The sequence below is a fragment of the Planococcus sp. APC 3906 genome, from assembly GCF_030407685.1.
GTDB lineage: Bacteria > Bacillota > Bacilli > Bacillales_A > Planococcaceae > Planococcus > Planococcus koreensis.
The window spans coordinates 109,536-121,896 of the sequence record NZ_JASDCW010000003.1 but is presented as its reverse complement, the minus strand read 5'-3'; the positions used below and the strand labels follow the sequence as shown (position 1 = coordinate 121,896).

Sequence of the window (12,361 nt, the reverse complement as noted above, 5' to 3'; positions counted from 1 at the left end):
ATCAAGATTGTTTCAATAATAATTGAAGAGCTTTCTTCATATAGCCTTCGGTGTTTAAGCCCAGATCTTTCAGCTGCGGCTTCACTTTCGTGATTTCACGCTCTGAATAGCCGAGTGCACCAAGTGCCAGCATCGCTTCTTCCAGTTCGATATCGCCTTCCGCCAACAAGCCGGGCGATTCGTTCGTCAAGAACGGCGCATCGAAAAACTCCGCCAGCTTGCCTTTCAAATCGAGGATCATTTGGCGTGCCGTTTTTTTGCCGACGCCCGGGAATTTCACCAAATACGACTCATCTTCCCTTTCGATCGCTTCGATGACGTGCTGCGGTTCACCGCTTGCCAATATCGCAAGCGCTCCCTTCGGCCCGATGCCAGACACCGAAATGAGTTTCCGGAACAATTCACGCTGCTCCAGCGTCGTAAAGCCGAATAGCAGATGCGCATCTTCCCGCACGTGATGGTACAGGAAAACCTGCAGCTCTTCTGTGCCAAATGAATAAGGGTTCGGTGCAAATATCTGCCAGCCGATGCCCTGTTGTTCAACTACCAGATATTCGGGAGTCACGCGTGTGACTATCCCTTTTATGTAATCGTACATAGACGTTCTCTCCCCTATTTTAACCTATTGATTATAGCATATTTGTTCGCCTTTTACGAAATAAACCCGTTAGGAAATTGTCCGTGGTAAAATGGATTTATCCTATCCGGAAAGCTGAGGTTGTATCATGAAAAAACTTTACGGAGAACAGCGCCGCCAGATTTTATTGGAAAAACTGAAAACCGCCGATGCGCCTTTGACCGGCGGCGAACTTGCCGCTTTCGCCAACGTCTCGCGGCAAGTCATCGTCAGCGATATGACGCTTTTGAAAGCACGCAGCGAGCCGATCATCGCGACGAGTTCCGGCTATCTCTTCCTCGCTGGCAGCGGCTCTCAGTCCGTGAGCCGGCAAATTGCGTGCCGCCACCTGCCGAGCGACACGGAAGATGAACTGAAAATTCTTGTGCGCGCCGGCGCCACCGTGAAAGACGTGTCGGTCGAGCACCCCGTCTACGGCGAATTGACAGCCGGCATCCACGTCTCCGACGAAGCCAGCGTTGAAGCGTTCATGAAGCGCGTGCGCGACACCGGCGCGAGCTACTTGCTCGAGTTGACCGACGGCACTCACCTCCACACCATCACCGCAGCAAATGAAAGCATATTGGACGCAGCAGTTGCCGCCATGCGCGAGCACGGCTACCTGCTCGAAGACACTGAATAGATGAAACGCGGAATCCTCTTAGGGTTCCGCGTTTTTTATTGGGCAGTGTTATGTTACTTGCAGCAAATCGAGTTTACTTGCAGAATACTGGTTTTATTTGCAGAATATCGGATTTGTTTGCAGAATAACTAGTTTGTTTGCAGAATACCGCACTTTCTTTGCAAAATATCGAATCCCCTTGCAGCAAACATAAAAAAACCCACAGCCAACACGGCTGCGGGGTCTTGTTCAGGAATTCTTATACATATAATACGAGCCGAGCGTTTTGACTTCGCAGCCGATTGCCGAAAGTTCTTCGAGCGCGCCGCGCATCATGGTCGAGCCTTCTTCTGCCAGCACGTCGACGATGAAGAAATAATTGCCGAGGCCGGTTTTCAGCGGGCGCGACTCAATTTTGCTTAAATTGAGCTGGCGCCACGCGAAGACGGACAAGATTTGATGGAGCACGCCGGAACGGTCGTCTGTCGGCGGCGAGATCATCAAGGTCGTTTTGATCTCGTTTTCATGCCCCGCGATTTCCAATTTGTGATTCGTTTTCGACAACACGAAAAAGCGCGTGTGGTTGAAATGGAAATCATGGATATCGCGGTGCAGAATCTTCAAGCCGTATTTATGGGCCGCGAATTCATTGCCAATTGCTGCAATCGGGCGCTCTGGAAGCTCCGACACCATTTTGGCCGCCGCTGATGTCGAGCTGTATTGCTCGAGCGGCGTGTTCCGGTACGTATAGAACAGGAATTTATGGCTTTGGGCGAGCGCTTGCGGGTGAGAGTAGATCGCTTCGAACGATTCGGCTTCCGCATTTTCCGGATGCACCAGAAAATGCTGGCCGATCGGCGAAAGGACTTCCGCTGCCACATACAATTGCGCTTCATGGAATAAATAATCGACCGTCAACGATACAGATCCTTCAAGTGCATTTTCAAGCGGCACGACCGCGTAATCGACGCGGCCTTCCGCCACTGCTTCGATGCATTCAGGAATCGTGGCAAACGGCACTAGCGTGCTTTCCGGGAACACCCGGACAGCCGCCAGATGGGTGAATGAGGCTTCTGGCCCCAAATACGAAATGCGGTCCTTCAAGTTTTCTCCAGCCATTCAACCACTCCTAAGTTAAGATGATCCGCTTGATACGACATCAGCCGACTCGACAAAATCGAGTTTTTTCAGCTGCTGCAAAAACGCATCCAATTCCAGTTCCATCGCCGTCACATCGAGCGACAGCGTAACGTTCGCGCGCCCTTGGATCGGAATGGTCTGGTGGATGGTCAAAATATTGCAGCCGGCTTCAGCAACCGACTGCAGCAAAGTGGCAAGCGTTCCGGAGCGGTCTTCCAGCTGCAAAAACACCGTCAGGATCCGCTCTTTCACTATCGAATGGAATGGAAATACCGCATCCCGATATTTATAAAATGCACTGCGTGAAAGCCCGGCGTGATTGACTGCGTCCAAAATCGACATGCGGTCGCGCTGCAGCAGGCGCTTTACTTCAAGCGTCTTTTGCATCGCTTCGGTCAACACGTCTTCACGCACCAAATAATACCGTTGTTCGGATACATCCTTCATTCAATAAACCTCCCAAAAATCTCTCAATCAGTCCATGAATTCAAATTCGAATTCAAGCAGGCGGACCGTGTCGCCATTTTCAGCGCCGCGTTCACGCAACGCATCATCAATGCCCATTCCGCGCATTTGGCGGGAGAAGCGGCGAATTGAATCTTCGCGCGAGAAATCGGTCATCTTGAACATACGCTCGATGGCGTAGCCTGACAAGACGAATGCTCCGTCGGATTCACGAGTGATCGTAAAGCCATCGGATTCTTTCTCATGCTTGTAAAGAACCGTGCTTTCCGATTCGTCGACTTCTTCGTCGATCAACGGGAATTCAGGCGTCACTTCGATCAGGTCCGCAATCGCGAACAGAAGATTCGACAAGCCTTGGCGGCTCAACGCGGAAACCGGGAAAATTTGTGCATCTTCCGGCATTTTTTCGCGGAATTTCTTCAAGTTTTCTTCAGCATCCGGCATATCCATTTTGTTCGCCACGATCAATTCAGGGCGTTCAGTCAAACGCATATTGTATTGTTTCAGTTCTTCTGTGATCGTCATGTAATCATCATACGGGTCGCGGCCTTCTAGGGCGGACATATCGATGACGTGGATGATGACGCGCGTGCGCTCGATGTGGCGCAGGAATTGATGGCCGAGGCCGACTCCTTGGTGCGCGCCTTCAATCAATCCTGGCAAATCGGCCATAACGAAACTGCGTTGGTCTTCTGTTTCGACCATTCCGAGGTTCGGCACGATTGTTGTGAAATGATATTCAGCGATTTTTGGCTTCGCTGCAGAAACGACAGACAATAACGTCGATTTCCCGACACTCGGGAATCCGACAAGTCCGGCATCCGCCAACACTTTCAATTCCAGGATGACGTTGCGCTCAAAGCCCGGTTCGCCTTTTTCCGATAGTTCCGGAGCCGGATTCTGCGGTGTCGCAAAACGCGAATTTCCACGTCCGCCGCGCCCACCGCGCGTGATGATGGCTGTTTGGCCTTGTTCAACCAAATCGGCGATCGTTTCACCCGTATCGGCGTCTTTAACAACTGTGCCCGGCGGAACTTGGATAATCGTATCCTGTGCTTTCGCGCCGTGCTGGTTTTTGCTCATTCCGTGCGTACCGCGGTCCGCTTTGAAAATCCGTTTGTAGCGGAAATCCATAAGCGTGCGCAAGCCTTCATCGACCATGAAGACGATGTTTCCGCCTTTACCGCCATCGCCGCCCGCAGGACCGCCATTTGGTACATATTTTTCGCGGCGGAACGCTACCATACCGTCCCCGCCGTCGCCACCTCTAACATAAACTTTTACGTGATCGACAAACATATTATCCCTCCATCTGTGGGCGGACGGCCACTTCCATGCCGTCGCTGCCACACTTTATTACTGCTGTGTCTAGTGAACTTTCCGGCAACTGCAGACCCTGCCAGTCACCGTTCAATGAAATCTTCATCGCAAGCGAATCGTTTTCATTCCAAATATTTATTGTACAAACATATTCGATGAACGGATCCATTTGAGGCCGGACCGTTTCAGCGAATTTTTCCAGCATTCCGGCAAATGCCCCGTCCAAGCTCGCAATGCCGGCCTCAGCCGTGCATTCGGTGTGGATCGCCAATTCCGGATAGCGCCATTTTGACAAGAGCAGCCATTCTTCCGTTATCGGCATACCCAATCCCGCGAGCCGGCTCATGTGCACAGCCGCTTCGGCATGAGAGCGAATCATCGCTTTGGCCTTTTCCGGTTGCCCGAGGTCCAGGTACATGCCAATCAATTGCAACTCATTCAGAAAATCATGCCGCGCATGCCGAAGCGATTGTACCACTGATTTTGTCACGTCCATAAGTCACTTCCTATTTCAGCTTCTTTTATCAGTATACCAATTTTGCAGCGCAATTTCCCGGATTTTAGCTGGCTTCTGCCTCTATTCAAAATAAAAAGGACTGCCAAAGCAGCCCTTTTCGTTTTTATTAAGCTTCTTGTGCAACTGGGTATACGCTCACTTTTTTCTTGTCGCGTCCGTAACGTTCGAAACGTACGATTCCGTCGATTTTTGAAAATAGTGTGTCGTCTCCGCCGCGTCCAACGTTCTCACCTGGATAAATTTTTGTACCGCGTTGACGGTATAAAATTGAACCACCAGTAACTAGTTGTCCGTCTGCACGTTTAGCGCCAAGGCGTTTTGATTCTGAGTCACGTCCGTTTCTCGTTGAACCTACACCTTTTTTGGATGCGAAAAACTGAAGATCTAATCTTAACATTCTGTCCCACCTCCTAAGCTGTGAAGGTTATTTTAATATATTGCCCATAATCGTGTTCAATCGTTTTTAAAGAAACAATCATTCCACGCACCAGCAATTGTACCTGCTCGTCCGTTTTTTCATCCAGTCCTGCCGGAAAAACGACTTTCAAGAAGCCGCTGCTGCTTTGCTTGATGTCAGGTTCGATTCCCGTCAGCTCCATTATGGCATTCACCGCTCCAAAAGAGACAGCAGATGCGCCAGCGCAGACGAGGTCTTGCCCGTGTTCGGCAAAGTCGGCATGCCCGGACATTTCAAATGATGAAATCCGGTTTGATGTTTCAGTTACGTTTACTCGTATCATGTCTTACAGGTTGATCGCGTCGACAGTCAATTTCGTGTATGGCTGACGGTGACCTTGTTTTTTACGGTAGTTCTTTTTAGCTTTGTATTTGAAGACTGTGATCTTTTTGCCTTTTCCGCTTTTCACGACTTTAGCAGTAACAGTAGCTCCTTCAACAAAAGGAACACCGAACTTAGATTCATCTCCACCTACAAATAGAACTTTGTCAAATGTGATCACGTCACCAGCTTCTCCAGTTAATTTCTCAACGTAGATTTCTTGGCCCGCTTCAACTTTGATTTGTTTTCCACCAGTTTCAATAATTGCGTACATATCCTTGCACCTCCTCTTAGACTAAGACTCGCCTATTCAGGTGATCCGCATTGCAGCCGATTCTTCAATACCTGATTCGAGCGGTTGTAGCACAGGTGCGCTACAAACATAACATTAAAATAATACCACGGCAGACAACTCGAGTCAACTTAAATTCAAAAGCTTTTCTTTTTCGTCTGGAGGTGCGAAACTTCCCATTTGAGGTGCGTTCACCGGCCGCCGAGGTGCGTTCACTTATAAATCGCACCGAAATACTCCATTAATAGCTCCCGGCGCGGCACAATCCAGCGCTTTCCGCGCTTATCTCCTTGCAGCGCCGATTTTTCCAGCAATCTGTACAATAAATACTTGTCTTCCACGCCGAGCAGCCGATAAGCGAATTGCGTCGCCAATTCTTCGCCGAACAATACCGCATATTCCTGCAGCGCCACTTCATGCGCATCTATAAACACCCCATCGCAGCCTGCGCAATGCCATTTCCGGTTTTTCCTTCCCAGCGAACGGCTCCGGCAGTCCGGGCACGTAACCCCGAGGCGCAGCGATTCGGCCGTGAGCCCGTATTGCGCCATCACATTTCCGCGGAAGACCCTTTTCGGCAGCGCCCCTAGTTTCCGTGACAGCTCTTCTACGTCGAAGAGCTTGCCACCCTTATCCAGACCTTCTAGGTAGAACGGCAAGTAATGGAGCGCGACGACCGGATACGCCGCCGGCTTCTCGACGACGCGCGCGGACCGGCTAGCGAGAACGATCACGCCTTCCACCGGAACCTCGAGAAACTTCCTGATCGCTTTGACTGCGCGGTGCAGCTGCGATTCAGGATTGCGCATGCCCTCCAGGCGGCCGTCGACCATCCGGTGGAATTGAAAATTTTCCGCGTCAAAGAAAAATTCGCCCCGCATATTCTTCACTTCCAGCACGCAGACAAAAGCTGCATGGACCACCAGCACGTCAATTTGCGCAAATCCTCCTTGATAAGTAACGTGAACGTCCACCAATAAAACCGGCGCTTCGTCCAACTCCAATTCCCTTTTCAAAAGTTCTACGGTGCGCGACTCGCCTCCTGCACCTGCGAGCAAATTCTTCAAGTCAGCAGCGAGCGGCTGCCACGCGGCATGGTTTTTCGGCAGCCTTTCAGCCAAAATCAGTTGGGCCAGCAATCGATCGTCCAATCAGCACCTCCTTGGATTCTAAAAAACCTCCGCATCGCTGCGGAGGTCGTTGGTACATTGTTATTTTGCGAAGATCGCTTTGATTTTCGAGAAGACGCCTTGGCTCTTCTTGTCCATCGTCATCAACGGCACTGATTCACCGAGGATGCGGCGGGCAATGTTGCGGTAGCCGAGCGCGGCCGGGTTGTCCGGGTTCATGACTACAGGCTCTCCGCGGTTCGAACTCGTGATGACGCTCTCGTCGTCTGCAACGATGCCTAAAAGGTCAATCGACAAATGCGTCGTGATTTCATTGACATCAAGCGCTTCACCGGCATTCATCAAATGCTGGCGGATGCGGTTGATGATCAATTTCGGCGGTTCGATGTTTTCTTCCATTTCAAGCAAACCGATGATGCGGTCGGCGTCGCGCACCGCTGAAATTTCAGGGGTCGTCACGACAATCGCCTTGTCCGCACCAGCAACGGCGTTTTTATAGCCTTGCTCGATGCCTGCCGGGCAGTCGATGATGACAAAATCATAATCTTTCTTGAGTTCCGTCACCAATTCGCGCATTTGTTCCGGGTTGACGTCGTTCTTGTCAGCTGTTTGGGCAGCCGGCAATAAATACAGCATGTCGTCAAAACGCTTGTCTTTGACGAGCGCCTGGTGCACTTTGCAGCGTCCTTCCAAAACATCGATCAAATCGTAAATGATGCGATTTTCAAGGCCCAGGATGACGTCGAGATTGCGAAGGCCGATATCCGTATCGATCAAGCATACTTTCTTACCCTGAAGGGCCAATGCAGTGCCGAGATTGGCGGTTGTCGTCGTTTTACCGACGCCTCCCTTACCTGATGTAATGACTATAGCTTCTCCCACACTAGCTTCCTCCTTTAAACGTTGAAATTTCCGGCCGTAAGAATCTGAGTTCCTGCAAACGGTCGATGATGATGCTGCCGTTTTTATGCAAATAAGCGCATTCCATTTCCGGCTGTTCCGATAAGACCGTCAACTCGTCCGTCATGATTTCCAGCTCATCATCAATCTGCAGATGCGTCGCTTCAAGCCATGAGGCTGCGATTACCGCTTCCCGGTTGCCGTTCGTTCCGGCATGGGCAATCCCTTTCAGGCGCCCTAGTACATATATATTGCCTCCAGCGGCTACGCGGCCGTTCGGATTGACATCGCCGACAACCACTAAGTCCCCTTCAGCTTTCACCACTTGCCCCGAACGCACAATGCCGACATATGTCTCGGATTGGCGTTCTTGGATGCGGCGATTGCTTTCTTCTACTGTAATGACGTCGCTTCTTACCCGCGAAACGCGCAAATGCTCGTTCTTTTGGATAAGCGCAATGATTTCCTTAATCTGAGCTTCCGTGCAATAACGGTTGCCCAGCTGGAGTTGAACTTCAGCACTGCCGTCAAGCGCAGGATCCGACACCTTCGCCTGCAGTTCCGCCAGCAGATCGGCGTATGAACACTGGTCATCGAGCTGCAGCACGAGCCCTTGTTTCGTCCCCTTAATATTGACAAGATTCTTCAAAAATGTGTCACCTGCGCTTCCTTTAGTATACACTCGGGTTCTTTTCCCGTTCGATGAGGCGGCCGACGATGACCGACTTGAACGCCCAGCCAAGAACGAACAAGAACAGCGAATTCGCTATCATTGTCGGCCATAGGCGGGTCGCCAAAAATGTGCCGGCTGGAACGTCGGTCAACGAAATCAACGTGAAAAACTGGTACAGCACGAACTCGAAAAGAGCTGTGAGCACCAACGTCAACAGCGTCGCTACGAATAAATTCCGCTGCACCGTCTTTACCGTGTATCCGGCAACCACACAAATGGCCGGATACAAAAAAGAATATAATCCAATAATATCAATGAAAAAGACATCGTACAAGAGGCCGAAAAATAATCCATAATACATCGCATGTTTTGTATCAAAATAAACCGATACGAAGATCAGGAACATGATCAAAAAACGCGGAACAATATAATAATATTCGCCGCCCAGCTTGAGCGGCGAAAACAGGCCGAAGACCGGTTCCATGAAAAACAGCACCAAGCCGATCCCCAGAATCAGGTATCTCATCATGGGGCCTCTTCCTCCGCTGTTTCGCCGTTATCCTCGCCGTCGACTTCCGGCATTACCCGGTCCGCGATGACGACGTGATTGAGCAGTGAAAATTCGGCCGCCGGTTTGATGTAAGCCAATTTCGTCAAGCCGAACTCGTCAATCGCCACTTCGGTGATTTCGCCGATGATGATGCCTTTCGGGAAAATGCCGCCGAGGCCGCTTGAAACGACTTGCTGGCCTTCTTTGATATCGATGTCCGCATCAATGCGCTTCAATAGAAGTTCGCGGCGTTCGCTGTCATAGCCTTCAATCAAGCCGAAGACATCTTTCTTGCCGCCGATGACCATCGCCGAGACCCGGTAATTCGGGTCTTGCGTCGAAATCAATTCAACTGTCGACGTGAACGGCGTCGTCAGCGTCACTTTGCCGATTAGCCCCTGGGCCGTCATGACCGCCATGTTTTCGAGCACACCGCTTGATGAGCCTTTATTGATGATGACTTTTTCTTCCCATTGGTCTGGGTTCCGCGCGATGACAGTCGCTTGGATCGGGTTGTAATCCCGCATATCCGCTTCTTTGCCGACCAACGCTTTCAGTTCGCTATTTTCCGAGCGCAGGTCCGTCACTTCCGCTTGCACTCCGGCGAATTCTTCGAGACGTGATTTCAAATACTTATTTTCCTGGTATGTATTCAAAAGAGAATCGACATTATCAAAAATTCCTGTGACAAAATGGGCAGGTCCGGAAAAGACCATTTGCCCGGCCCCGACGCCGTCCTTGATGAGCTGTTCCGGCAGCGACACGTTGTCACGGTCGCGCAGGGAAAATGAAATCAGTGCAACAAGCAGGATAACGCCGAGCAGCAGCAAAATCAGCCGCTTGTTTGAAAAAAAGTGGAACATTTGGGGCAATCCTCCTTATTTATGCGATTGCTGGCGTCGAATCTGGCTGATGTTGTCCAGTGCTTTGCCGGTGCCGATCGCGACACAGTCAAGCGGGTTGTCTGCGATGAAGACAGGCATATCGGTCTGGTCAGCGATCACTTTGTCGAGGTTTTTCAACAAAGCTCCGCCGCCTGTTAAGACGATTCCGCGCTCCATCACATCCGCTGATAATTCAGGCGGTGTTTTTTCGAGTGTGCGGCGTACGCCTTCGATAATCGATGCAACCGATTCTTTCAACGCTTCAGCAATTTCTTCCGCGGAAATTTCAATCGTTTTCGGCAAGCCAGTTAAAAGGTCGCGTCCACGAATATCCATTTTAGCATTTTTCTCCGCTTCTGTTACTGTGCGCGCAGAACCGATTTCAATTTTAATCGCTTCAGCTGTCCGTTCCCCGATTGTCAGGTTATAGGTCTTGCGGATGAATTGCGTGATCGCAATGTCCATCGCATCGCCCGCGACGCGGACCGATTCGCTTGTGACGATGCCGCCAAGCGAAATGACAGCCACTTCAGTCGTCCCGCCACCAATATCGACGACCAGGCTTCCCGTAGGTTCCCATACTGGCAAGTTTGCGCCGATGGCAGCCGCGAATGGTTCTTCGATCGTGAACGCTTCACGAGCGCCTGCTTGGCGGGCAGCGTCAATGATGGCGCGCTTTTCAACCGATGTAATGCCAGAAGGCACACAAATCATGACGTTCGGCTTCGACCACGAAGTGCCGGACGCTTTCATCGCACCCTTCAGGTAATACTGTATCATTGCTGTCGTCGTATCGAAATCCGCAATTACTCCGTCTTTCATCGGACGAATTGCGACGATAGACCCAGGAGTGCGCCCTATCATATTACGTGCATCATTCCCAACAGCTACTATTTCATCTGTGCTGGTATTTTTTGCCACTACGGACGGTTCCCGCAGTACAATCCCTTTATTTTTAATGAATACCAGGGTATTCGCAGTCCCTAAATCAATTCCCACGTCTTTCGTTCCAATTCCAAACAAGTCAAATCTTCCCTTCTTTATATGCACATTTGCCATAGAGTAAACACAATACTACTCATTATAGACGATTAAGAAAGAAAGTAACAGTCCTACATGAACCCCTTTTCGTTTAAAGAAATGAATTGATGGTCCCCTATTATGATATGGTCTAAAAGTTCTATTCCGATGATGCTCCCTGCTTCCAAAAGCCGTTTAGTGACCGCAATATCTTCCGGTGACGGAGCCGGGTTGCCGGACGGGTGATTGTGGGCGCAGACGATCGACGCCGAAGAACGCCGCACCGCTTCGCGGAAAATTTCCCGCGGATGGACGATGCTGGCATTGAGGCTGCCGACGAAGATCGTCTGTTTGTGCATAACCTGATTTTTGATGTTGAGGAACAGGACCACAAAATGCTCCTGTTTAAGCGAAGTCATGTCCGCCATCAAGTAATTGGCGGCATCTTTGGGGGAACGGATGGTGTATTTCGTGTCTGTCTGCTTTGAGGAAAGGCGCCGGCCCAGCTCGACCGATGCCAGGATTTGCACCGCTTTCGCTTGGCCGATGCCCTTGATGGCTGTGATTTCTTCAATCGTTGCGTCTTTTAAATGATGGATTTGTTCAAAGGAAAGCAAAACCCGATTTGCAAGATGCAAAACGGATTCCTGCTTCGTGCCGGTGCGCAGCAAAATCGCAATCAATTCCTGATTCGATAAGCTCGTCGCCCCTTGGGAGATGAGCCGCTCGCGCGGACGGTCGGCTGAATGGACTTCGCGCATCATCAGCGCCTGTTCCGTCAGCATTCGACGCGGCTCCCCTGCAATTCGATGTAACCTGACAACACGAGCTTCTGTGCAAGCGAAGCAATCGGCAAGCCGACGACCGCGTTGTAATCACCTTCGATCGCTTTGACGAACAAGCCCGATGCCGTCTGGATGCCATAAGCACCTGCTTTGTCATACGGGTCCGGTGTCGCAGTGTACGCTTCAATCCAGTCCTGCGGCAATTCGTGGAACGTCACACGTACGATTTCGTGGAACGATTGCACACTGCCACCTTTGATGATTGACACAGCAGTAATGACGTCATGCGTTTGGCCGGACAGGCGGCCCAGAAAATCTTTCGCCTGCGCTTCATTTTCAGGCTTCAATAAAATGTCGCCGTCCAGCACGACGACCGTGTCCGAGCCGATGACGACTGCTTCCGGATGGCCTTTCGCGACATCTTTTGCTTTAAATAACGCACACTCAATTACATAGCCCATCGCGGTATGGAAACCTTCAGGCGTCGGCTCGTCTTTCAAACTCGGTTCTACGGTAAAGTCGATGCCCAGACCTTCTAATAGTTCACGGCGGCGCGGTGACGCAGACGCCAGGATGATCGGTTGTTTGGCTTTAAATTTCATGGATGGATTCCTCCCTTTTTTAGCATCATACCGAATTTCGGCGCCGTTGAAAATTGTTGCTAAAAAG

17 protein-coding genes and 1 other annotated feature are annotated in these 12,361 nt (G+C 50.7%); of the genes, 1 reads left to right on the top strand and 16 read right to left on the bottom strand.

Features of this window, described 5'->3' with window-relative positions:
• Window position 1: 1 nt before the first annotated feature.
• A complete protein-coding gene (ruvA, locus tag QMA09_RS03280) occupies window positions 2-598 on the bottom strand; it encodes a Holliday junction branch migration protein RuvA (RefSeq protein WP_290212006.1) in 597 nt (198 codons plus the stop codon).
• A gap of 127 nt (window positions 599-725) precedes the next feature.
• On the opposite strand from ruvA, the gene QMA09_RS03275 reads away from it, so the two are divergent.
• Window positions 726-1,259 (top strand): transcription repressor NadR, encoded by a 534-nt coding sequence (locus QMA09_RS03275; RefSeq protein WP_290212005.1) that lies wholly within the window; start codon window positions 726-728, stop codon window positions 1,257-1,259.
• A gap of 228 nt (window positions 1,260-1,487) precedes the next feature.
• Here QMA09_RS03275 and pheA read toward each other — a convergent pair whose 3' ends face one another.
• The 15 genes from pheA to QMA09_RS03200 form a co-directional block, all read right to left on the bottom strand.
• A complete protein-coding gene (pheA, locus tag QMA09_RS03270) occupies window positions 1,488-2,357 on the bottom strand; it encodes a prephenate dehydratase (protein WP_290212004.1) in 870 nt (289 codons plus the stop codon).
• A gap of 15 nt (window positions 2,358-2,372) precedes the next feature.
• The gene (locus QMA09_RS03265; protein WP_135500684.1) at window positions 2,373-2,825 is read right to left on the bottom strand and encodes an ACT domain-containing protein; all 453 of its coding nucleotides are present in this window, start codon (window positions 2,823-2,825) and stop codon (window positions 2,373-2,375) included.
• A 27-nt stretch (window positions 2,826-2,852) separates the two neighbouring features.
• Window positions 2,853-4,142: a GTPase ObgE gene (gene obgE, locus QMA09_RS03260; protein WP_290212003.1), complete on the bottom strand. Its 1,290-nt coding sequence runs from the start codon at window positions 4,140-4,142 to the stop codon at window positions 2,853-2,855.
• 1 nt (window position 4,143) lies between these two features.
• Window positions 4,144-4,659, bottom strand: a complete 516-nt coding sequence (locus QMA09_RS03255; RefSeq protein WP_290212002.1) for a Spo0B domain-containing protein — start codon at window positions 4,657-4,659, stop codon at window positions 4,144-4,146.
• A 127-nt stretch (window positions 4,660-4,786) separates the two neighbouring features.
• A complete protein-coding gene (rpmA, locus tag QMA09_RS03250) occupies window positions 4,787-5,077 on the bottom strand; it encodes a 50S ribosomal protein L27 (RefSeq protein WP_135500681.1) in 291 nt (96 codons plus the stop codon).
• A 13-nt stretch (window positions 5,078-5,090) separates the two neighbouring features.
• Window positions 5,091-5,420 (bottom strand): ribosomal-processing cysteine protease Prp, encoded by a 330-nt coding sequence (locus tag QMA09_RS03245; RefSeq protein ID WP_290212001.1) that lies wholly within the window; start codon window positions 5,418-5,420, stop codon window positions 5,091-5,093.
• Window positions 5,421-5,423: 3 nt separating this feature from the next.
• Entirely contained in the window at window positions 5,424-5,732 is a 309-nt protein-coding gene (rplU, locus tag QMA09_RS03240) for a 50S ribosomal protein L21 (RefSeq protein WP_135500679.1), read from the bottom strand.
• A gap of 14 nt (window positions 5,733-5,746) precedes the next feature.
• Window positions 5,747-5,828 (bottom strand) — a sequence feature (ribosomal protein L21 leader region).
• Between the two features lie 134 nt (window positions 5,829-5,962).
• Window positions 5,963-6,901, bottom strand: coding sequence for a nuclease-related domain-containing protein (locus QMA09_RS03235; RefSeq protein WP_290212000.1), 939 nt, complete (start codon window positions 6,899-6,901; stop codon window positions 5,963-5,965).
• 60 nt (window positions 6,902-6,961) lie between these two features.
• Window positions 6,962-7,762, bottom strand: coding sequence for a septum site-determining protein MinD (gene minD / locus QMA09_RS03230; RefSeq protein ID WP_135500678.1), 801 nt, complete (start codon window positions 7,760-7,762; stop codon window positions 6,962-6,964).
• 1 nt (window position 7,763) lies between these two features.
• Window positions 7,764-8,429 carry a septum site-determining protein MinC gene (gene minC, locus QMA09_RS03225; protein WP_135500677.1) on the bottom strand — a complete coding sequence of 222 codons (666 nt, stop codon included), beginning with the start codon at window positions 8,427-8,429 and terminating at the stop codon, window positions 7,764-7,766.
• A 22-nt stretch (window positions 8,430-8,451) separates the two neighbouring features.
• The gene (mreD, locus tag QMA09_RS03220; protein ID WP_135500676.1) at window positions 8,452-8,982 is read right to left on the bottom strand and encodes a rod shape-determining protein MreD; all 531 of its coding nucleotides are present in this window, start codon (window positions 8,980-8,982) and stop codon (window positions 8,452-8,454) included.
• Complete coding sequence (gene mreC / locus QMA09_RS03215; RefSeq protein ID WP_290211999.1) at window positions 8,979-9,866, bottom strand: rod shape-determining protein MreC; 888 nt, start codon at window positions 9,864-9,866, stop codon at window positions 8,979-8,981. The genes mreD and mreC overlap by 4 nt, the downstream gene beginning before the upstream one ends.
• Before the next feature lie 15 nt (window positions 9,867-9,881).
• Window positions 9,882-10,910 (bottom strand): rod shape-determining protein, encoded by a 1,029-nt coding sequence (locus QMA09_RS03210; protein WP_290211998.1) that lies wholly within the window; start codon window positions 10,908-10,910, stop codon window positions 9,882-9,884.
• Window positions 10,911-10,999: 89 nt separating this feature from the next.
• Entirely contained in the window at window positions 11,000-11,692 is a 693-nt protein-coding gene (radC, locus tag QMA09_RS03205) for a RadC family protein (protein ID WP_135500673.1), read from the bottom strand.
• On the bottom strand, window positions 11,686-12,294 hold the full coding sequence (locus QMA09_RS03200; RefSeq protein WP_290211997.1) for a Maf family protein: 609 nt from the start codon (window positions 12,292-12,294) through the stop codon (window positions 11,686-11,688). The genes radC and QMA09_RS03200 overlap by 7 nt, the downstream gene beginning before the upstream one ends.
• Between the last annotated feature and the right edge of the window lie 67 nt (window positions 12,295-12,361).

Coding starts and splice junctions, on each gene's coding strand:
- pheA (WP_290212004.1), bottom strand. CDS start 2,357: ATGGCTGGAGAAAACTTGAAGGACCGCATTTCGTATTTGGGGCCAGAA.
- QMA09_RS03200 (WP_290211997.1), bottom strand. CDS start 12,294: ATGAAATTTAAAGCCAAACAACCGATCATCCTGGCGTCTGCGTCACCG.
- rpmA (WP_135500681.1), bottom strand. CDS start 5,077: ATGTTAAGATTAGATCTTCAGTTTTTCGCATCCAAAAAAGGTGTAGGT.
- QMA09_RS03245 (WP_290212001.1), bottom strand. CDS start 5,420: ATGATACGAGTAAACGTAACTGAAACATCAAACCGGATTTCATCATTT.
- mreD (WP_135500676.1), bottom strand. CDS start 8,982: ATGATGAGATACCTGATTCTGGGGATCGGCTTGGTGCTGTTTTTCATG.
- QMA09_RS03255 (WP_290212002.1), bottom strand. CDS start 4,659: ATGGACGTGACAAAATCAGTGGTACAATCGCTTCGGCATGCGCGGCAT.
- QMA09_RS03265 (WP_135500684.1), bottom strand. CDS start 2,825: ATGAAGGATGTATCCGAACAACGGTATTATTTGGTGCGTGAAGACGTG.
- ruvA (WP_290212006.1), bottom strand. CDS start 598: ATGTACGATTACATAAAAGGGATAGTCACACGCGTGACTCCCGAATAT.
- rplU (WP_135500679.1), bottom strand. CDS start 5,732: ATGTACGCAATTATTGAAACTGGTGGAAAACAAATCAAAGTTGAAGCG.
- obgE (WP_290212003.1), bottom strand. CDS start 4,142: ATGTTTGTCGATCACGTAAAAGTTTATGTTAGAGGTGGCGACGGCGGG.
- mreC (WP_290211999.1), bottom strand. CDS start 9,866: ATGTTCCACTTTTTTTCAAACAAGCGGCTGATTTTGCTGCTGCTCGGC.
- QMA09_RS03275 (WP_290212005.1), top strand. CDS start 726: ATGAAAAAACTTTACGGAGAACAGCGCCGCCAGATTTTATTGGAAAAA.
- radC (WP_135500673.1), bottom strand. CDS start 11,692: ATGCTGACGGAACAGGCGCTGATGATGCGCGAAGTCCATTCAGCCGAC.